This is a genomic window from Bradyrhizobium sp. 1200_D9_N1_1 (genome assembly GCF_052075915.1).
Taxonomy (GTDB): Bacteria; Pseudomonadota; Alphaproteobacteria; order Rhizobiales; family Xanthobacteraceae; genus Bradyrhizobium; species Bradyrhizobium diazoefficiens.
This window is the reverse complement of record NZ_CP197226.1, coordinates 999,532-1,019,204: the sequence shown is the minus strand read 5'-3', so window position 1 is coordinate 1,019,204 and position 19,673 is coordinate 999,532. Positions and strand designations below refer to the sequence as shown.

13 protein-coding genes and 9 pseudogenes are annotated in these 19,673 nt (G+C 60.9%); 12 read left to right on the top strand and 10 right to left on the bottom strand.

Annotation, left to right across the window (positions count from 1 at the left end; genetic code table 11):
• Nucleotides 1–89: 89 nt before the first annotated feature.
• Nucleotides 90–302, bottom strand: a complete 213-nt coding sequence (locus AB5K84_RS04940; protein ID WP_014498644.1) for an aldehyde dehydrogenase family protein — start codon at nucleotides 300–302, stop codon at nucleotides 90–92.
• A 108-nt stretch (nucleotides 303–410) separates the two neighbouring features.
• Here AB5K84_RS04940 and AB5K84_RS04935 point away from each other — a divergent pair.
• From AB5K84_RS04935 to AB5K84_RS04910, 6 genes and pseudogenes are all read left to right on the top strand, one after another.
• A pseudogene (locus AB5K84_RS04935) lies at nucleotides 411–1,156 on the top strand (helix-turn-helix domain-containing protein); the annotation flags it as partial.
• An 84-nt stretch (nucleotides 1,157–1,240) separates the two neighbouring features.
• Nucleotides 1,241–2,141 (top strand): annotated as a pseudogene (locus AB5K84_RS04930) (IS3 family transposase); the annotation flags it as partial.
• A 156-nt stretch (nucleotides 2,142–2,297) separates the two neighbouring features.
• On the top strand, nucleotides 2,298–3,839 hold the full coding sequence (istA, locus tag AB5K84_RS04925; RefSeq protein WP_182869528.1) for an IS21-like element ISFK1 family transposase: 1,542 nt from the start codon (nucleotides 2,298–2,300) through the stop codon (nucleotides 3,837–3,839).
• Between the two features lie 18 nt (nucleotides 3,840–3,857).
• Nucleotides 3,858–4,619 (top strand): IS21-like element ISFK1 family helper ATPase IstB, encoded by a 762-nt coding sequence (gene istB, locus AB5K84_RS04920; RefSeq protein ID WP_011090937.1) that lies wholly within the window; start codon nucleotides 3,858–3,860, stop codon nucleotides 4,617–4,619.
• Between the two features lie 104 nt (nucleotides 4,620–4,723).
• Nucleotides 4,724–4,969: pseudogene (locus tag AB5K84_RS04915) on the top strand (integrase core domain-containing protein); the annotation flags it as partial.
• 147 nt (nucleotides 4,970–5,116) lie between these two features.
• Nucleotides 5,117–5,553, top strand: a pseudogene (locus AB5K84_RS04910) (transposase); the annotation flags it as partial.
• A gap of 132 nt (nucleotides 5,554–5,685) precedes the next feature.
• Here the strand turns inward: AB5K84_RS04910 and istB (AB5K84_RS04905) are convergent.
• Both istB (AB5K84_RS04905) and istA (AB5K84_RS04900) read right to left on the bottom strand, forming a co-directional pair.
• A complete protein-coding gene (istB, locus tag AB5K84_RS04905) occupies nucleotides 5,686–6,495 on the bottom strand; it encodes an IS21-like element ISBj11 family helper ATPase IstB (RefSeq protein WP_018270204.1) in 810 nt (269 codons plus the stop codon).
• Nucleotides 6,492–8,006: an IS21-like element ISBj11 family transposase gene (istA, locus tag AB5K84_RS04900; protein WP_038973741.1), complete on the bottom strand. Its 1,515-nt coding sequence runs from the start codon at nucleotides 8,004–8,006 to the stop codon at nucleotides 6,492–6,494. The genes istB (AB5K84_RS04905) and istA (AB5K84_RS04900) overlap by 4 nt, the downstream gene beginning before the upstream one ends.
• A gap of 197 nt (nucleotides 8,007–8,203) precedes the next feature.
• Here istA (AB5K84_RS04900) and AB5K84_RS04895 point away from each other — a divergent pair.
• Nucleotides 8,204–8,407, top strand: a pseudogene (locus tag AB5K84_RS04895) (IS3 family transposase); the annotation flags it as partial.
• On the opposite strand, the gene AB5K84_RS04890 reads toward AB5K84_RS04895, so the two are convergent.
• Nucleotides 8,316–8,642 (bottom strand): hypothetical protein, encoded by a 327-nt coding sequence (locus tag AB5K84_RS04890; RefSeq protein WP_162130962.1) that lies wholly within the window; start codon nucleotides 8,640–8,642, stop codon nucleotides 8,316–8,318. The pseudogene AB5K84_RS04895 and the gene AB5K84_RS04890 overlap by 92 nt on opposite strands.
• 332 nt (nucleotides 8,643–8,974) lie before the next feature.
• On the opposite strand from AB5K84_RS04890, the gene AB5K84_RS04885 reads away from it, so the two are divergent.
• Together AB5K84_RS04885 and AB5K84_RS04880 are read left to right on the top strand one after the other, a co-directional pair.
• A complete protein-coding gene (locus tag AB5K84_RS04885) occupies nucleotides 8,975–9,304 on the top strand; it encodes a hypothetical protein (protein ID WP_016848551.1) in 330 nt (109 codons plus the stop codon).
• A gap of 142 nt (nucleotides 9,305–9,446) precedes the next feature.
• A pseudogene (locus AB5K84_RS04880) lies at nucleotides 9,447–9,996 on the top strand (transposase); the annotation flags it as partial.
• Here AB5K84_RS04880 and AB5K84_RS04875 read toward each other — a convergent pair.
• The 5 genes and pseudogenes from AB5K84_RS04875 to AB5K84_RS04855 form a co-directional block, all read right to left on the bottom strand.
• A pseudogene (locus AB5K84_RS04875) lies at nucleotides 9,984–10,235 on the bottom strand (IS5/IS1182 family transposase); the annotation flags it as partial. The pseudogenes AB5K84_RS04880 and AB5K84_RS04875 sit on opposite strands and share 13 nt — an antisense overlap.
• Before the next feature lie 552 nt (nucleotides 10,236–10,787).
• The gene (locus AB5K84_RS04870) at nucleotides 10,788–11,834 is read right to left on the bottom strand and encodes a D-alanine--D-alanine ligase family protein (protein WP_011090946.1); all 1,047 of its coding nucleotides are present in this window, start codon (nucleotides 11,832–11,834) and stop codon (nucleotides 10,788–10,790) included.
• Nucleotides 11,825–12,688 carry a 7TM domain-containing protein gene (locus AB5K84_RS04865; RefSeq protein ID WP_014498636.1) on the bottom strand — a complete coding sequence of 288 codons (864 nt, stop codon included), beginning with the start codon at nucleotides 12,686–12,688 and terminating at the stop codon, nucleotides 11,825–11,827. The genes AB5K84_RS04870 and AB5K84_RS04865 overlap by 10 nt, the downstream gene beginning before the upstream one ends.
• Nucleotides 12,685–14,307 carry a gamma-glutamyltransferase family protein gene (locus AB5K84_RS04860; protein WP_014498635.1) on the bottom strand — a complete coding sequence of 541 codons (1,623 nt, stop codon included), beginning with the start codon at nucleotides 14,305–14,307 and terminating at the stop codon, nucleotides 12,685–12,687. The genes AB5K84_RS04865 and AB5K84_RS04860 overlap by 4 nt, the downstream gene beginning before the upstream one ends.
• Before the next feature lie 7 nt (nucleotides 14,308–14,314).
• The gene (locus tag AB5K84_RS04855; protein WP_016848546.1) at nucleotides 14,315–15,367 is read right to left on the bottom strand and encodes a KamA family radical SAM protein; all 1,053 of its coding nucleotides are present in this window, start codon (nucleotides 15,365–15,367) and stop codon (nucleotides 14,315–14,317) included.
• A gap of 420 nt (nucleotides 15,368–15,787) precedes the next feature.
• Between AB5K84_RS04855 and AB5K84_RS04850 the strand changes: the two genes are divergently transcribed.
• On the top strand, nucleotides 15,788–16,852 hold the full coding sequence (locus AB5K84_RS04850) for an IS630-like element ISRj1 family transposase (RefSeq protein ID WP_011084514.1): 1,065 nt from the start codon (nucleotides 15,788–15,790) through the stop codon (nucleotides 16,850–16,852).
• A 6-nt stretch (nucleotides 16,853–16,858) separates the two neighbouring features.
• Nucleotides 16,859–17,696 (top strand): annotated as a pseudogene (locus AB5K84_RS04845) (helix-turn-helix domain-containing protein); the annotation flags it as partial.
• 129 nt (nucleotides 17,697–17,825) lie between these two features.
• Here the strand turns inward: AB5K84_RS04845 and AB5K84_RS04840 are convergent.
• Nucleotides 17,826–18,065, bottom strand: a pseudogene (locus tag AB5K84_RS04840) (transposase domain-containing protein); the annotation flags it as partial.
• Between the two features lie 88 nt (nucleotides 18,066–18,153).
• On the opposite strand from AB5K84_RS04840, the gene AB5K84_RS04835 reads away from it, so the two are divergent.
• A protein-coding gene (locus AB5K84_RS04835) for an IS3-like element ISRj2 family transposase (protein WP_085967575.1) occupies nucleotides 18,154–19,283 on the top strand; the annotation gives its coding sequence in 2 pieces (ribosomal slippage) (nucleotides 18,154–18,406 and nucleotides 18,406–19,283; 1,131 coding nt in all).
• Nucleotides 19,284–19,673: the final 390 nt, after the last annotated feature.

The window sequence follows — 19,673 nt, the reverse complement described above, 5'->3', positions numbered from 1 at the left end:
ATGACGTCGTCGGGCTCGATCCGCTCGTCCAAAGATCGGCACACGACTACCCATCGCGCGCTAGAGCGAGACCGCAATGTACTTTGGTTTCAAGGTATTCCTTGATGCCTTCGGTTCGAGCCTTCACGACCGAGGCCGCTTGCCTTGCTGCCACCGAAGGGCGCCGCCCGATCGGACGCAAGTCCTCTGTTCAGCGCGACCATGCCGCTCTGCATTTGCCCGGAAAGGCGCAAACCACGCTTCAGGTCCTCGGTGTAGACGTAGGAAATCGGCCCAAATTCGGTGTCGTTGGCCAACTTCACGGCGCGCGCCTCATCGTCGAAGGGTGTTCGCCGTCAGGACCTGTGAGACAAATTGAAGGATTTTGCGGAGGGAGGATTTCTGGTTCATCGTAGCCACCAGGAGCGAAGATGAAGCAGAAATCCGTACCGGGCAAAGTGCCGCAGAACAAGTTCTAAAAGACATTCTGCGACAAACCCGCCGGCATTATTCGTCGGAGGAGAAGATCCGCATTGTGCTGGAAGGATTGCGCGGCGAGGAAAATATCTCCGAGCTCTGTCGCCGCGAGGGCATTGCCGCCTCGATGTATTACGGCTGGTCCAAGGAGTTCCTCGAGGCCGGCAAGCGCCGCCTGGCGGGCGACACGGCACGAGCTGCGACCTCCGGCGAGGTGAAGGATCTCCGCCGGGAGACTGTTGCCCTGAAGGAGGCCGTAGCCGATCTGACCCTGGAGAACCGTCTGCTCAAAAATAGCATGAACGGGCTCTATAGGTGAATGCTCCGCATTCACCTGTCGGGTGAGAGAGGGGGAGGACGAGGCATGAGGTATCCCGCCTCTGAGAAGGCCGAGATCATCCAGCAGGTCGAGCAATCGCATCTTCCCGCCAAGCGCACGCTGGACAAGCTCGGTATCCCGCGCGCCACATTCTATCGCTGGTATGATCGCTACCGCGAGGGAGGCGTTGAAGCGCTGGCCGATCACCGGTCTCGACCAGACCGGGTCTGGAATCGCATCCCCGACGATGTGCGGGGTCAGATCATCGACCTGGCGTTGGAGTTGCCTGAGCTGTCGCCACGCGAGCTGGCCGTGCGGTTCACCGACGAACGAAAGTACTTTGTATCCGAGGCCTCGGTCTACCGGCTGCTGAAGGCAGAGCTGGCCCCGCAAATTCGGACAGTAGCTTGAGTGGATTTTCTGCCTGACAGCGGCGAGGATTCTTGCTGCGAATCAGGAGCGAAGATGACGAAGAAGAGCCGCCGGACGCATTCTCCGGCATTCAAGGCGAAGGTTGCTTTGGCTGCGGTCAAAGGCGACAAGACACTGGCGGAGCTGGCGCAACTGTTTGATGTTCATCCGAACCAGATCACGATCTGGAAAAACCAGCTCCTGGAAGGCGCCGCCGGCGTGTTTGGGCATGACAAGACATCGGCCGAGACGCCGGTCGATTTGAAGGCGTTACATGCCAAGATCGGCGAGCTGGCGTTGGAAAACGATTTTTTGTCCGGCGCGCTCACCAAGGCGGGCCTGCTGAGCGCAAAGCGATGATCGACCGCGGTCATGATCTTTCTATCGTGCGCCAGGCGAAGGTCCTGAAGCTGGCTCGCAGCACGGTCTACTATGAACCTCGGCCAGTTTCGGCCGAGGACCTTGCCTTGATGCGTCGGCTCGATGAGCTGCATCTCGATTATCCCTTCGCGGGAGCGCGTATGCTGCGATCGTTGCTGCGGCGGGAGGGCGTATACGCCGGTCGCCGCCACATCGCGACGCTGATGAAGCGCATGGGGATCGAGGCGGTCTATCGTCGCCCGAACACGAGCAAGCCGGCTCCGGGTCACAAGATCTACCCGTACCTGTTGCGCGGATTGAAGATCGAGCGGCCCGACCATGCGTGGGCAATGGACATCACCTACATTCCGATGCGGGTGGCTTCGTCTATCTCGCGGCGGTCGTCGATGTGTTCAGCCGACGGGTCCTGGCCCATCGCGTCTCGATCACAATGGAGGCGGCCTTCTGCGTCGAAGCGGTCCAGGAGGCGCTGGCGAAGCACGGCAGGCCCGAGATTTTCAACACGGATCAGGGCAGCCAGTTCACCAGCCTCGAGTTCACCGATGTGCTGCTGGACGTGCGCGTTTCGCGGGATCGTGAGCGCGGATTTCAGGGGATCGTGAGCAGAGATTTCAGACGATCGTGAGCAACGATTTCGCGGGATCGTGAGCAAGGCTTTCGGAGCCTTGCAGCGCTTCGGCCGACAACTCAACCGGCTTAGGGATGACCTCGTGGTTAACGAGGAAGCCCAATGCCTACCCAGAGATTGTCGATGCGCCGGATCAAGGAAGTCCTTCGGTTAGAACATTTTCAAGGCCTGCCAGAGCGGGCCATCGCGCGGAGCGTGGGCGTCAGCAACGGCGTTGTGCACAGCTACCTGAGCCGCGCCCGCTCTGCTGGGTTGAGCTGGCCGCTTCCGGAGGGAATGACCGATGAAGACCTGGAGCTTTTGCTTTTCCCGGCCCCACGACCAGCGTCTCAGAGCCCGCAGCGGCCGGTGCCCGACTGGAGCTACATCGATAAAGAGCTCCGCCGGCGCAACGTAACCCGTCGCCTGCTCTGGGAGGAGTATCGCGCCGTTAATCCCGACGGTTTCGGGTACACGTGGTTCTGCACTACCTACGAGGCCTGGAAGGGGCGGGTCCGACCTTCGATGCGGCAGATTCATCTGGGCGGCGAGAAGGTGTTCGTGGATTTCGCCGGCGACACCATCGACATCGTCGATCCCCTGACCGGGGAAGTGCAGCCGATGAAGCTGTTCGTCGCGGCGATGGGCGCTTCGAACTACACCTACGCCGAGGCCTGCCCCAGCGAGAGCTTGGCCGACTGGATCCGGGCCCACGTCAACTTGTTCACGTTTTTGAGCGGAACGCCGACGTTCGTGGTCTGCGACAACCTCAAAGCCGCCGTCAGCAACCCCGACCGCTACGATCCCGGCCTCAATCGCACTTATGCCGAGATGGCGAGCCATTACGGCACGGCCATTCTCGCCGCACGGCCGCGGCGCCCAAAAGACAAGGCGAAGGTCGAGGTCGCGGTGCAAATCGCCCAGCGCTGGATTCTGGCCCGGCTGCGCAATCAGCGCTTCTTTTCCCGGGCCGAGCTCAACGCCGCCATCAAGACACTCGTCGACGAACTCAATGCTCGTCAAATGCGTGGCTTCGGCTCAAGCCGCGCCGAACTGTTTGCCGAACTCGACAAACCCAAGCTAACCCCGCTGCCAGATCAGCCTTATGCCTTCGCACGCTGGAAGCGCTGCCGCCTCGCTCCCGATTATCATGTCGAGGTCGACGGCCATTGGTACTCCGCGCCGTATCGTCTGATTGGCGAGCTGGTCGATGCCCGTATCGACGATCGGACGGTCGAGATCTTCCACAAGGGCCAGCGGATCGCCAGCCATGCCCGCGCGCCCAACCGACGCGGACACACCACCATCGCCGACCACATGCCCAGCGCCCATCGCCGCTACGGCGAATGGACCCCCGCCGCGGTGATCGCCGCCGGCGAGCGGATCGGTCCTTCGACAGCAGCGTTTTTCCAGGCCGTGATCGACGCCCGGCCCCATCCAGAACAAGGCTTTCGAACCTGCCTTGGCATTCTGGCGCTCGTCAAAAGCTACGGCGCCGAACGCCTCGACGCAGCCTGCCGGAGGGGCATCCTCATCAAGGCGCGCTCCGTCGCCTCGATTAGATCGATCCTCCAGAACGGCCTCGATCGCACGTTCTTCGACGAATCTTTCGAGCACCAGCCCCTGCGCCACGGCAACATCCGCGGACGCGACTACTTCCACTGAAGCAAGGAGAGACCCGGCATGCTTAACCACCCAACCCACGAACGGCTGATCGAGCTTGGCCTGACCGGAATGGCCAAGGCCTTCGAGGAGCAGCGCCGATCGCCCGATCTCGAAGCCCTGCCGTTCGAAGATCGCATCGGCCTGTTGGTCGACCGCGAAGCCGCCGAACGCGACACCAGGCGGCTCACCACGCGCCTCAAGATCGCCGCACTGCGCCAGACTGCTTGCGTCGAGGACGTCGATCTGCGCACCCCGCGGGGCATCGACCGCGCCGTTTTCGCCAAACTCGTCGAAGGTCGCTGGATCGATCGCCACGAGAATTTGCTCGTCACCGGGGCAACCGGCCTGGGCAAAAGTTGGTTAGCCTGCGCGCTCGGCCACAAGGCCTGCCGCGACAACCGATCAGTCCTCTATCATCGCGTTCCAAGGCTGTTCGAGGCGCTCGCGCTCGCGCGCGGAGACGGACGCTACGCCCGGCTCCTCAAAAGCCTCGGCCGCGCTCAGCTTCTGATTTTGGATGATTGGGGACTATCGGTGCTCACCGCCGCGGAACGCCGCGATCTGCTCGAAATCCTCGAGGACCGACATGGCCGCGCATCCACCATCGTCACAAGTCAGCTCCCCGTGGACACCTGGCATGGAGCCATTGGGGACCCCACGGTCGCCGACGCCATTCTCGATCGCCTCGTCCACAACGCCCACCGCCTCCAGCTCACCGGAGAAAGCATGCGAAAACGCAGCGCCAAAACCATCACCCTTGACGGCCAACCAGAACACTGACTCTATCTCCCATCGGCCGTAGCGGGCTGCTCACGATCGTCTGAATTCAGTGCTCACGATCGCGCGAAATCGATGCTCACGATCCGTGAAATCCGCAGCTGGACGCGAAGATCGCCATCAGCATGGACGGCAAGGGCGCCTGGCGCGACAACGTGTTTGTCGAGCGGCTCTGGCGCACGGTCAAATACGAAGAAGTTTATCTCCGCGCCTACGACAGCGTGTCCGAGGCGCGAGCGTCAATTGCCAAGTATCTGGCCTTCTACAATCAGGGACGCCCTCACTCGAGCCTTGACGGGCGCACGCCCGACGAGGCTTACTTCGGCACGCAAGCTATGGTGATGGCCGCATGACCGTCGCCGACGGTTTTGTCGTCGCTCTGGTCGGGCTACGCCCTCCCGACGCAACGACAAAACCGTAAAGCCTCGCGTTCAGCATAACCCGGCAGGAATCCACTTAAATCCAGCGGGGCGCTGTCCAAACAACCGGGGCCAGCTCTGGCGCATGACCTCATCACCAGCCCGGCCTATGTGGTGATCAAGGCCGCGAACGAGTTCAAGGACAAGACGACGGCCGTCAGTCAGCTCTGGCAGACCGACTTCACCTACCTCAAGATCACCGGATGGGGGTGGTACTATCTCTCGACCGTGCTTGACGACTTCTCGCGCTACATCGTGGCCTGGAGGCTTGGTCCCACCATGTGCGCTTCCGACGTCACAGCCACCCTCGACCAGGCACTCGCTGTATCCGGCCTTGACCACATCGCCGTCGCGCACCGGCCAAGGCTTCTCAGCGACAATGGTTCGAGTTACGTGGCGGACGATCTGGCCAAGTGGCTCGACCAGAAGGGCATGCAGCATGTGCGCGGCGCTCCGTACCATGACCCAGGGAAAGATCGAGCGGAAAGATCGAGCGCTGGCATCAGACGCTGAAGAACTATAGCGCGACGATCTGGGTCGGAAGAGCGCGGCGATCAGGATGGCGAGTCAGTGTCGCGGCGCGATGATGATCGCCGCGATGATTGTCGCGCGCAAGAGTTTTGTTTGCTTTGATTGTCGCGGAGCGTCAATCAAGCGAGCGTTTTTTGTGTCGCGTGCTCCGGTGGCCGCCCTGGACCACGCTTTCGCTCGAGGGCAGTCCGCCTGCGATAGCTCTCGACGTTCATCTCGACGATGGTGGCGTGGTGAACAAGGCGATCGATCGCCGCGAGGGTCATAGCTGGGTCCGGAAAGACCTTGTTCCATTCTCCAAAGGGCTGATTGGCGGTGATCAGCAAAGAGCGTCGCTCGTAGCGTGCGCTGATGAGCTCGAACAGCACACTGGTCTCGGCCTGGTCCTTGGTGACATAGGCAAGATCGTCCAAGATGACGAGATCGAAGCGATCGAGGCGGTTGATGGCGCCCTCGAGGTTGAGCTCGCGGCGAGCCACCTGGAGCTTCTGCACGAGATCGGTGGTGCGGGTGAACAGGACGCGCCATCCGTTCTCGATGAGGGCCAAGCCGATTGCTGCCGCCAAGTGGCTCTTGCCTCCACCGGGCGGACCAAACAGCAGCAGATTGGCGCCCTTGCCGAGCCAGCCGTCGCCGGCGGCGAGTGCGGTCATTTGCGCCTTGGAGATCATCGGCACGGCCTCGAAGTCGAAGCTGTCAAAGGTCTTTCCGGTAGGCAGCCGCGCCTCGACGAGATGGCGCTCGATGCGGCGGCGGCCGCGCTCAGCGATCTCGTGCTCGGCAATGGTGGCGAGGAAGCGCGCCGCCGGCCAGCCTTCTTTATCGGATTGCTCGGCAAATTGCGGCCACAGCGCCTTGATGGCGGGCAGCCGCAGCTCGTTGAGCAACAGATTGAGGCGCGCGGTGTCGACTACGTTGGTTGTGCTCATGCGGCGCCTCCGATCTCGGCGGTACCGATGAGGCATTCATAGGTGGCGAGCGGTGCGAGGCGTACCACGACGTTCGGCACCTGGGCGGGATCCGGGGCGAAGTGAGTACGTAGCCGGTTGAGGTCGGGCAGCCGGCCGTCGTTCAGGTCAGCCGTGAGCTGATTGGCGAGTTCGGCCTCGCAACCGCGCTCATGGGCGAGTGCGAGGAGATCGACCATGATCCGGCAGGCCTTCTTGTCCGGTAAGCGTTTGCGCAAGACGTCGAAGGCTCGGCGGTAAGCTTCCCGGGGGAACAGCTGGTCGCGGTAGACCAGGTTGAGGAGCGCCATCGGCTTGCGCCGCAAGGAATGGATCACGTGCCGATAATCGACGACCTGATCGTGCTTGCCATTGGGATGCGGCCGCCCGCGCGGCAAGGTGAGGAGATGCGTGCCGCCGACAAACACGTCGAGGTGATCGTCATACAGGCGCACCCGCAGCCGATGGCCGATCAAGCGCGACGGCACCGTGTAGAACACCTTGCGCAAGGTGAAGCCGCCGGACGACGTCACGTGGACGATCACCTCTTCATAGTCCGACGTGCGGCGGTCCGGCAGATCCTGAAGTGCGCTACGTTCACTGTCGATCCGCTTGGCGTTGCGGGCATTGCGGCGGCTGGCGATCTCATCGATGAAGCCACGATAGGCAGCTAGATCGTCGAAGTCGGCGGTGCCACGCAGCAACAGCGCGTCGCCGATCGCTCGCTTGAGATGACCATGCGAACTCTCGATCGCCCCGTTCTCGTGGGCGATGCCACGATTGTTGCGGGAAGGCCGCATGCCGTAATGGGCACAGAGGTCTTCGTATCGCCGCGTCAGATCGTCTTTGGCGTCGCGGTCGAGATTGCAAAAGGCGGCCGACAGGCTGTCGGTGCGATGCTCCCGTGGCGCCCCACCGAGTGACCACAAGGCATTCTGCAGGCCTTCGGCCAGAGCGACGAAGCTCTCACCGCCGAGCACGACATGGGCGTGCTCAAACCCGGAATAGGCCAGCCGGAAGTGATAGAGACGATGGTCGAGCGGTACGCCCGCGATCGTGACACCCAATTCGCCCATGTCGGTGAAGTCGGACAGGCCGCGCTGACCGGGTTCGTGGGTCTGGCGGAAGATGACCTCCTGCTCCTCGCCGTGGATCGCCCGCCAGGCCCGGATCCGGCGCTCCAGCGTGCGACGGATGCCGGCGCCGAGCTCGGGATGGCGTCGGAGCAACTCCTCGAAGATCGTGACCGGCCGCACACCGGGGGCGGCCTTCAGCATCGGCGCGATCTCTGTCTCAAATACGCGGGCCAAGGGATCTGGCCGGCGACGGCCGCGGGGAGCCTTCTTCTGCGACGGAAGGCGTCGATCCTTCTCGATCCGGTAAGCGGTCGAGGTGCTGAACGAAGCCTTGGCGGCGGCCACGGGTGGGCTATCGGTCTGACGGTACTTCATGTAGAGCCTCATTTGGTGATCGGTAATGTGTCGGCCTGGCACGCGAGTGATTCCTCTTGGCGGAAGAACCACTTGCATAACCAGCCGGCCGCGATCACCAGTCGGCGCGGTCCGCTGTGGATCGCGCCGACGCCGGGCTCGTAACTCCGGTCGGGCTACGCCCTCCCTGCGTCACGAGCCCGGCGTAGCCCTCTCATCATGGTCGACGCTCCACTTCCATCCTGTTCGCCGCGCGGCAGAAGAACCGCATCCTGCTCGACAACTACTACCTGCCCGGTGATCTCGAACGTCAGGTACGGGCCTTCGTCGAACACTACAATCACGTCCGTTATCATGAGAGCATCGACAACCTCACAGCAGCCGATGCCTACTTCGGCAGGGCCGAGGCGATCCTCGCAGAACGAAAACGCATCCGAGGGAAACGATCCATTTTTCCATCATGACCGTGATCCCAAGCTCTTTTTCCGTCTCTATCCTTGCTGCGTTGAGTGCTGCGACCGCTTGCGTTTGGTCGACAAACGAACCCTCCAAGGTGGTGTTCGGAAGAGTAAATAGAGTGTCGTCATGGTCCAGAATCCAGGGAAACCAGCCGTACTCGATCGCATTTGTAAGAAAGTGTTCGTGCGGGTCTGGCCTAGCCTCTTTTAGATCGTACGAGGCAATAAATGTGGGCATCATGGTTGCTCCACTCTGCGGCGCACACGCGGACTTGGAGGCACGCGGACATGACTCGACGCCGTGGAGAGTGAAAACCCGCCGCTGTTCCTGCCGCGCCCACGCTGCCAGTGAAGTTGGCGGCGGTGACTCGGCGCTCACGGCTCCGGAAGCGCTGTCCCCACCACGCGCTGCAAACTTCGGTGGCCAGCCTTCGCCCTTGGATTAGCGAGACCGACCACCTCCCCGAGAGGCTCAATTCCAAGGGCGCTACCAGACAGTATCGCTGAGAACGACTGGAAGCACCTACCAAGATTGGTTGGTGCCGATCTGATGTGGCCTGGGGCAAATGCGCCATGGCGACTGAATTAGATACGATTTTTGATGTGATTGAGCGTCACCGCGAGCTTTCCGCGCAGCACGCCGCCGCGGCATCGGTATCCTCGAAACTTGTCGCAGGTCCCGAGTTTGATGCCGCCGACGCGATCAGCGAGGAAAGAGGGTTGGCTCTCGAGGAGTATGCAGACGTGCTCATCCACTCCAAGCCTACTACGCTTGCGGGCGTAATCGCCCTGAGCCGCTACGTAGCCAGCCTACCGGCTTGGCTGCTGTCTGATGAAAATGATTGGCACCAATCGTTTCTGAGGACGCTGGCGGACGCGGTGGATGAGATCGGTGTGAGGTAGCGCCACCTCTGGAATTGAACCGGCCGGTGCGCGGGAAGCGCAAGAGAGCTATCGCTGAAAGTTGGTGACGGCGGAATCGCAAAGGCGGCACCCCGTGGGGGGGCTTGACGCCTCCACTTCTCCACCGAAGGAGCGATATGCCGTGTCCAACGATAACGTCATCCAGCCGATTCAGCCAGGAATCGTTGACGATCAACTCACAGAAGTCTTGCGCAACGGGGCACGTGCCTTCTCGCCAAGGCGGTCGAGGCCAAAGTCGCAGACTTTCTCGGCCAGCATGCCGATTTGAAGACCGCGGACGGCCACCAGCGCATCGCGCGCCACGGTCACCTGCCGGAGCGCGAGGTGATGGCCGGCATCGGTCCGGTCGCCGTCCGCCGGCCGCGTGTACGCGCTCGCGAGGCGGCCGCTACCTGGGCGCCGGTTCTCTCCGTCGATGCTGCGGCCAACATGCGCCACTCCAAGTCGATCGAGACACTGCTGCCGATCCTTTACCTGAAAGGGATCTCGACCGGCGACTTCTCCGAGGCGCTGCCGGCGCTGCTCGGCAACGATGCTGGCGGGTTGTCGGCATCCGCGATCGGCCGGCTGCAGGACGTCGGATTGACGAGCACGCCGCGTGGCAGAAGCGCGATCTGTCGGCGAAGCGCTACATCTACATCTGGGCCGACGGCATCCATTCCAAGCACCGCCCGCACAGCGCTTCGTCAGACAGATTGTGCATATGTTTGAGGATGAACAGCCCGGCCACGAGCCTCGTTGGCAGCGGCGGCTGGCCCGGCCCGGTGCGACACACCGAGCTGAAGCGCTTCGCCAGAAAATCCCAATCAATCTCCGCCGCAAGCCGCACCAGCGGATGACGAAGGTTGATGATCGCATCCAGAGAAGCCCGAAATAGGTCGTCCTGGCGATCGTCGCGCGGCTGACTCACGGCCCGTTCTCCAACAGCGAATCTTGCCGTCAAAGGAATCACGATCCACCAAAATCCGGTATCCCAAAACGCAAGAAACCGACCCTCCCCCCGGCTTTCTTGCAAAATCGAATACTTGCTCAGGTTAAATCATCGCGACGTATCAATCGCTTCCGAATTCTTCACGGGCGGCTAGCGAAGAATTTGAGGAGCTGATCTCGTCGCAGCGTCTTGCGAAAGATGACGACTCCTGAAACATCCGAGCCATGCACCTTGCCAGTCTCCCGGCGCACCAACTGTAAAGCTAAGATAACGAGGCAGTCGGTACCGGTCGTTATCGCGGTCTGCATATGTCGCCGCATTTCCCGCCAGGTCCTTTCGCGCACGCAAGCCGTTTCCGCCCATCCCTCCGGAAGTGCCGGCACCAACAACCCGAGCGCACAGCTTCAGCGATCGTCTGCATCATCAGTTTCGAGTCCGGCAGGAAAACCGCCCTCCATTTGCCTGTGCAAACATCGCTATTGTTGCTCCGCCGAACCATACGATCGACAAAAAGTGACAGCTCTCAACACACTACCCAGCGGCATAATAAATCCGCTCGCGATTTGACGGTTGTTCGGCCTGGGAAATGCCAGTTCCGAAATACCGCGCGTGGGCGACGTCGAGGATACCGTTGACCAAACTCGAGAAGGTGTACCCGGCGGCTTTCGCGGCCAGGACATAAGACGCGCCGATACCGAGTGCGGCCATCGAGTTGATCTCCAGGACAAAGGGGTGCCCGGAGCGGTCGATCCGGATGTCGACGCGGGCGTAATCCCGGCAGCGGCAGGCGCGGAAGGTCGCAACCGAAATATCCCGCAGTATTGTCGCGAGATTGCTCCCGACCTGCGCCGGGCAAATCTTCTGGGGCTCCACGACCGCCATGTGCATCTTGTCTTCCCAAGTGATAAGACGCGTCTCGCGCTCGCCGAAGTCCTGCTCCACCAGAGGCAACGCCTCAAGCTCTCCGTTTCCCAGCAGGGCAACGCAGATCTCCCGCCCTTCGATGTATTCTTCTACGAGTGCATCCTGCGCATATTGCGTGACGATCACTTCTACGGCCTGTCTCAACTGGGCGGGCTCATATACGAGCTGCAATCCGAAGCTCGTGGATTCATGACGCGGCTTTACTACCAACGGGAAGCACAGATCGCCGGTACTCTCGGTGCCCCTACGCATCACACGAAAGTTCGGCGTCGGCACGCCGCAATCGCGGATGAGCTGTTTGGTAATGGCCTTGTCGAGCGCCAGTGCGTGCCCGAGCGGGCTGGAGCCGGTGTACGGAACGCCAGCCATCTCGAGCATGGCCGGAACGTGCGTGTAGCGGCACTCGCCCTGAATTCCGTACGCCATGTTGAAAACGATCCCTGAAGGGCGGGCTTGCGAATCGGGTGGCATGAACCGCTCAAGCGTCGCGAGCAGTCCTTTATCACCTTCGCACAGCAGCGTGTCGTGGTTACCCTCTTGCAGTGCCGCCACCACGCTTTCGACCGTCTTGCGGCCGTATTTCTCCGGGCAAGGTTGACCGAAGTGGTTGATCACGCCCCTATGATCATCGTTCCACACGACGGCTACCCGCATGAGCTGCTCCCTGTATGTTGCCGGCTTTCACGTTCATTCGCCTGGATTTGGCAGATCGAGAGGGACGGCTCGCCTGGAGTGCCCGCGCCCCAAGGCCAGGCGACGAGCGGGTTCACTCCTTCCAACAAGCGGAAATCGAGATACTTGTTGATTAGCAAAATGCACCCGGCCTGCACCAACAGCAGTTCCGGGAATCGCAGGAAGAGTTCCAACGTGCCTGGCAAACTCGATAGAGCCACGATGATGAGGGCGGCCAACACCGTCGTGAAGGCGCGCCAGATCGCTTCACGGACTCCATTTTGGTCGAGCACTTTTGCGAAGCTTTCGCAGGTCAAACACAAGGCGATAACCGGAAAGAACGCAATCTCACGAAGCCAGGCGATATGCCACCATTCCCCCGCGGTCAAAGGCGCAAACAGCAGCGCTGCCGCCAAGCTCAACAGCACAGCCACTCGCGCGTAACTGTGGTCTGTCTTGAGCAGCGGCCGCAAGGCGACAACGACGAGGAGTACGAACAGCAGGAAGGCAAGGCTGATCGGGATGCTGACGGTATCGAAAGCCATCGCCAACAAGATCGGCCGAAGAAGCCCCAGCACCCTGACGCCAAGAGTGAGGCGAAAGAGTACGACGAAGACAGCTCCCAAGGAGACGAACACCACGCTCTCGGCTGACTTGTGGAACTGGGCCGGTAACTCTGTGAGCGAAACAAAACTCGCACTGATGGACGAAGTCGATAGCATCGGCAGTTTGGCGAGCGCTACGCCGAGCGGCAGGACAAAGAGGCCCACGAGCAACCAATCGGTCTTTGGCGCGGCGTCCGCCGAGGCATTCTTATTTCTGCACGTTTCACTCAAGAGAGCACCTCCACCAGGCCATCACGCCGGGGATCGGCAGCGCCTTTCGCGCTTCCGTCAGTCATGAGTTGGAGCGCGTTGACCGAACCCATCGCAAAATTGAGTCGTGATTTGACGATTGGGATGCGGTTACGGGCGCGCAATCTTGCCAACAGGGCATTGCTGGCTGCCGGCCGCTCGATCCAGACTTTGCGACCGACCAGTCCATGTACGCGAGGCGCCGCCACAGCGTCCGTGATATCCAAGCCCAAGTCGATGACTCCACTTAGGACATGGAGAATTGCCGAAATGATCCGTCGACTGCCGGCGGCGCCCAGTGCCAGGAGCGGGCGGCCGGTGGCGCCCTGTAACACCAGCGTTGGGGCCATGTTCGAGCGCGGTCGACAACCTGGTCCGAGCTCATAGGGGTGAGAAAGGCGGGGACACGTGCACAGATAATTGTTGTAGAGGAAACCCAGATCCCGGTGTGCCACCTTGGCGCCGAACACCGATTGGATAGACTGTGTCAGCACTACAATGATGCCATCTCGATCGCAGACCGAAAGATGGGTCGTATCGCCCGGTTCTTCGGCACTGTCGGTCGCGAGCTCTTTGGTACTTTGCGGCGCCAGGATGCTATCTGCGACTTGCCGCGCGTAATCTTCGCTCAACCGCCCTTGACGCGATTGCGGAATGAGATCATCGGGCAGCAACGGGCGGAGCTCCCGCTCGCGAAAGACGGCGGATGACGCGAGCGCGATCGCTTCGTGCCAGCTATCGTCGGATGACTCCGAGTTTGTCGCTGATATCTGCGCGATGATGTTAAGTGCAAACAAGAGTTGCAGTCCGCCGCTAGGCGGCGGGATGCTGAGAATCCGATGGCCGCGATAGGACGTCGAAACCGGCTCCACCTGTGCGGGCGGACCGCAGCTTGCTAGATCTTCTTCGGTGATGAGACCGCCGGCCGCTCGCATATCGGCTGCGATCTGCCGGGCAATTCCGCCGTGATAGAAGTCCTCGGTGCCGAAATCGGCCAACCGGCGAAGCGTGCCCGCGAGCTCCGGTTGTCGAAACATGTGGCCGATTTCCGGTGGCAGACCGTCTTGGAGAAACAGCTCACCGGCCGGCGATGCTCGCAGATCATCGGCCACCCATCGGGCTTGTCGGTGCTGCAATGGCGTGATCGGATAGCCTTCTTCCGCAATGCGGATCGCTGGCGCCATCACAGTTTCGCGGCTGAGCACGCCGTATTTCCTGTGCGCCCAGTCCAGCGTCGCGGGAGTCGATGGAATCGTGCAGGAGCGATACCCGCGCCGCTGCTGGCCCGCTTTGATCGTGTCGAGCGAAGCGGCTGCGGGCGCACGGGAATGTCCGTCGATGATCCGAATTCGATCATCCGCAAAACGGACGAGCAACACGGTCTGCCCGCCCAGACCCGATGCACTGGGTTCGCACACGCAAAGCGCCCAGGCGGCGGCCACAGCGGCGTCGATCGCGTTTCCGCCGGCGCGCAGGATTTCCACCCCGGCTTCGGTAGCGTTCGGGAAAGCCGTCACCACAGCCTCGTGGCGCTGCCCTACGGAAGCGGCAGGGCCGTCGAGCTCCACGCGCTCCAAGTTGGGCATCAGCATCGCGCGCATTTCGATCTCAGCCTTCGGGCAAATCGTCCAACCAGCAGGCGCCCTCGACGTGCCGCCGGGAAAAGACCTTTCCGAGTTCTTCGGGAATCTTGTTTTGATGATATCGCATATACACGCGGCCATCGGCACCAAGGTCGAGAACCTCGATCTTCCCCGTGTAATGGGACATGATGTATTTGAACGTCTTCTGGATACCGCTGAGACGTCGGTTGATGCCGCGCGCGATCTCTATACCGCGCCGCAGCGAGACCTGAAAGTGCGATGCGCCTTTCACCGGCCTGCCTTGAAAAAGATAATAAGGGCGGACGCCCATTTGGTGACACTTTGCAAAGGTCGCCGCCAAGATTTCGGGATCGTCGTTGACTTTCGCCAGAAGCACGGACTGATTCAGAAACTGCACGCCCTGTGCGCGTAGCGCGCGAATGTTGCGCTCCGCATCGACCGAGATCTCGCCGATGTGGTCGAAATGCGCGACGATCACTGCGGTCTTTCCCGCTTCACTGATCCGCCGGAACAACGCCGGGAGTGCGGGATCCTCAAACCGCCTGGGTGCGAAGGCGACTATTTTTGTGCCGAATCGAATTGACTCCAAGTGCGGGATCGGTAGCAGATGATCAAGAATCTTGCCGAGCTTAGCGGTGCTGAGCACGAACGGGTCGCCTCCAGATAGCAGCACGTTCGTCATCTCAGGATGGCCGGCGATATACTGCGCGACCCGGGCGAAATCGGGCGCGATCTCATCGGAGTCCTTGCCGACGATGCGTTTGCGAAAGCAGTAACGGCAATAGGACGCGCAACGGTCCGTTACCAGCAGCAGACCGGTCTGCGCGTATTTGTGCTGAAGCCCGGGCACGACGGTATTGTCATGCTCGCCGCTGGTGTCAAGACTTCCGGGACTCTTGAACTCAGCAATTGTGGGCTCTACAATGTATTTAAGCTGGTCGTAGTAGCCACTGTTGGTGATCTGATCGCGATAAAAATTTGTGGCGTGATACTGCGTGATGTTGTTGGCTTGCAGCTCACTCTCGGTAATGGCGCGCGCGCCCTCGATGAAATTCATGACCGCGGTGTGCGGCCGCAGGCCGTGCGCGATAGGCCGTGATGAGGTGCGCAAACCCGCGCCTCCGGGGTTGTCAGCATGAACAACTCCTTGTTGATCTTGTGATGAGGACGGTATCTCGACCACCGGACGTCTTCCGGTGGCGACGCGAGCTTGCGCAGATCGGCCTAGCATCTTGTTCGTCATAGCTGATTCTCCCCAGCGCGTGGACCGGAACTGATCCCCGGGCAAAGTCTGGACTAGCAATTGATGTGCCACCAGAGACTCTGTGTAGTTAAGCTTCAATGACAATAGGATGATGCGTCTCTTCTGCGCAGCACGAGACGCAGAGTCGGGTTGCCGACATTGTGTCACCAGCCGGACGCGAGTGAATACTAGTACCCACTTTTCTTGGAACGTGAGTCGTGATTCAAGGTCGGGATGATACCCGAAGCAAGAGAAGTCCACCTTTCGAGGAAAGATCGCAAGGTGCTTGAGGCGTGCTGTCGCTCACCGGTGACGTTGCAGCGCGATTTGAAGCGGGCGCGGATAGTTCTGTTGGCGGCGGATGGGCGCAGCACCCGGTCGATCGCCAAGGAAGTTGGGGTCCAGCCGCGGATTGTCAGCCTTTGGCGGCATCGCTATGCCGACCATGGCCTTGAAGGGCTGCAAGACAAGCCGCGGCCTGGCAAGCAGCCGATCTATACGAAGACGACCGACAAGCGGATTCTGAAGCTGCTGGATAAGCCGCCACCGCAAGGGTTTGCGCGCTGGACCGGCCCCCTGCTGGCCGAGGCGCTGGGCGATGTCGATGTCCAATATGTCTGGCGGTTCCTGCGCAGCCACAAGATTGACCTGGTGGCTCGCAAGTCCTGGTGCGAGAGCAACGACCCGAACTTTACGGCCAAAGCCGCCGATGTTGTCGGCCTCTATGTCGCGCCGCCGGCGAAGGCCATTGTGCTGTGCGTGGACGAGAAGCCCTCGATCCAGGCTTTGGAGCGAGCGCAGGGTTATCTGAAGTTGCCCAATGGCCGCGCCTTGACCGGCCAAAGCCACGATTACAAGCGGCATGGCACCACAACATTGTTTGCGGCGCTCGAAGTCGCCACCGGAAAGATCATCGCGACCCATTCAAAACGCCGGCGCCGCGTCGAGTTTCTCGATTTCATGAACAGCGTCACCGCGACTTTTCCGAACCGCAAGCTTCACGTCATCCTCGACAACCTCAACACCCATAAAAAGAACGAGGACTGGCTCAAGGCCCACCCCAACGTGCAATTTCATTTCACGCCGACAAGTGCGTCATGGCTCAATCAGGTCGAAGTATGGTTTTCCATCTTGCAGGGGCAGTCGCTCAGCGGCACCTCCTTCACGAGCCTCAAGCAGCTTCAGGAACACATCGATGCCTACGTCAACGCATACAACGACAGAGCCGAGCCCTTCGTCTGGACCAAGAAAAAGGTCCGTCAACGCCGTTTCAAAGGCCGCCGTATCACTCAGCTCTGATTCCGGGTACTAGAAGGATTGCGCGGCGAGGAGAACATCTCCGAGCTTTGTCGCCGAGAAGGCATTGCCGCCTCGATCTATTACGGCTGGTCCAAGGAGTTTCTCGAGGCCGGCAAGCGCCGCCTGGCCGGCGACACGGCACGAGCTGCGACCTCCGGCGAGGTGAAGGACCTCCGCCGGGAGGCCGGCGCCTTGAAGGAGGCCGTCGCCGATCTGACGCTGGAGAACCGTCTGCTCAAAAAAAGTATGAACGGAGATGGGGAGGACGAGGCATGAGGTATCCCGCCTCAGAGAAGGCCGAGATTCATCCATTTGGTCGAGCAATCGCACCTCCGGCCAAGCGCACGCTGGACAAGCTCGGGATCCCGCGCGCCACATTCTATCGCTAGCATGATCGTTACCGCGAGGGCGGCATCGCCGCTCTGGCCGATCATCGGTCTCGACCAGACCGGGTCTGGAACCGCATCCCGGACGATGTGCGGGGCTAGATCATCGACCTGGCGCTGGAGTTACCTGAGCTGTCGCCACGCGAGCTGGCCGTGCGGTTCACCGACGAACGAAAGTACTTTGTATCCGAGGCGTCGGTCTATCGGCTGCTGAAGGCGCATGACCTCATCACCAGCCCGGTCTATGTGGTGATCAAGGCCGCGAACGAGATCAAGGACAAGACGACGGCGCCGTCGCGCACCGGCCAAGGCTTCTCAGCGACAATGGTTCGAGTTACGTGGCGGATGATCTGGCCGAGTGGCTCGACCAGAAGGGCATGCAGCACGTGCGCGGCGCTCCGTACCATCCTCAGACCCAGGGAAAGATCGAGCGCTGGCATCAGACGCTGAAGAACCGTAAGCGACGTTCGCGTCCCATTCGCAAAGGTTTGGCGTGGGGATTGCAGTCTGTTGATCAACGTGTTTGCAAATCGTTGGCGGGGGGTATGGAGGCGGCAACGACGGAGAATTACGAGGTGCGGCCGAACGACCAGCTCGTCGATCCGGGACTGCGGGTGACCGGTTGCGATCGCTTTGAGCGTCGCTTTCATCCAGACGTAGGGCTCCACGCTGTTGATTTTGCAGGTGGCGATGAGCGAAGCTATGCGCGCCCATGAACGACCACCTTCGTCGTGACCAGCAAATAAACTATTTTTACGCGTCAGAGTCAGCGGCCTGATTTGATTTTCGACGGGATTGGTGTCCAACTCAACGCAACCATCGTCGAGAGAGCTGGCCCCGCAAATTCGGACAGTAGCTTGAGTGGATTTTCTGCCTGACAGCGGCGAGGATTCTTGCTGCGAATCAGGAGCGAAGATGACGAAGAAGAGCCGCCGGACGCATTCTCCGGCATTCAAGGCGAAGGTTGCTTTGGCTGCGGTCAAAGGAGACAAGACACTGGCGGAGCTGGCGCAACTGTTTGATGTTCATCCGAACCAGATCACGATCTGGAAAAACCAGCTCCTGGAAGGCGCCGCCGGCGTGTTTGGGCATGACAAGACATCGGCCGAGACGCCGGTCGATTTGAAGGCGTTACATGCCAAGATCGGCGAGCTGGCGTTGGAAAACGATTTTTTGTCCGGCGCGCTCACCAAGGCGGGCCTGCTGAGCGCAAAGCGATGATCGACCGCGGTCATGATCTTTCTATCGTGCGCCAGGCGAAGGTCCTGAAGCTGGCTCGCAGCACGGTCTACTATGAACCTCGGCCAGTTTCGGCCGAGGACCTTGCCTTGATGCGTCGGCTCGATGAGCTGCATCTCGATTATCCCTTCGCGGGAGCGCGTATGCTGCGATCGTTGCTGCGGCGGGAGGGGGTATACGCCGGTCGCCGCCACATCGCGACGCTGATGAAGCGCATGGGGATCGAGGCGGTCTATCGTCGCCCGAACACGAGCAAGCCGGCTCCGGGTCACAAGATCTACCCGTACCTGTTGCGCGGATTGAAGATCGAGCGGCCCGACCATGCGTGGGCAATGGACATCACCTACATTCCGATGCGGCGTGGCTTCGTCTATCTCGCGGCGGTCGTCGATGTGTTCAGCCGACGGGTCCTGGCCCATCGCGTCTCGATCACAATGGAGGCGGCCTTCTGCGTCCAAGCGGTCCAGGAGGCGTTGGCGAAGCACGGCAGGCCCGAGATTTTCAACACGGATCAGGGCAGCCAGTTCACCAGCCTCGAGTTCACCGATGTGCTGCTGGACGCGAAGATCGCCATCAGCATGGACGGCAAGGGCGCCTGGCGCGACAACGTGTTTGTCGAGCGGCTCTGGCGCACGGTCAAATACGAAGAAGTTTATCTCCGCGCCTACGACAGCGTGTCCGAGGCGCGAGCGTCAATTGCCAAGTATCTGGCCTTCTACAATCAGGGACGCCCTCACTCGAGCCTTGACGGGCGCACGCCCGACGAGGCTTACTTCGGCACGCAAGCTATGGTGATGGCCGCATGACCGTCGCCGACGATTTTGTCGTCGCTCTGGTCGGGCTACGCCCTCCCGACGCAACGACAAAATCGTAAAGCCCCGCGTTCAGCATAACCCGGCAGGAATCCACTTAAATCCAGCGGGGCGCTGTCCAAACAACCGGGGCCAGCTCTCTCGTACTCCTTCACGAGCAGTTCGAGGCGTTCGACGCTCTCTTTGGACGCAGCCAGTTCACTCTCGACATGAAGGCGCGCCGAGCATTCATCGTCTGCGCGACGACGCTCGGCTTCAATCATCGCTTCCTGCGCGCGGAAGAGCGCGCGCAAATCGGCGGGCAGCGCTGCAAGACGGGCGGGATCAATGGGGGACGGCGGCACATCCGCAAGCTATCATCCCAAAGCCCCGCGCGAAACAGGT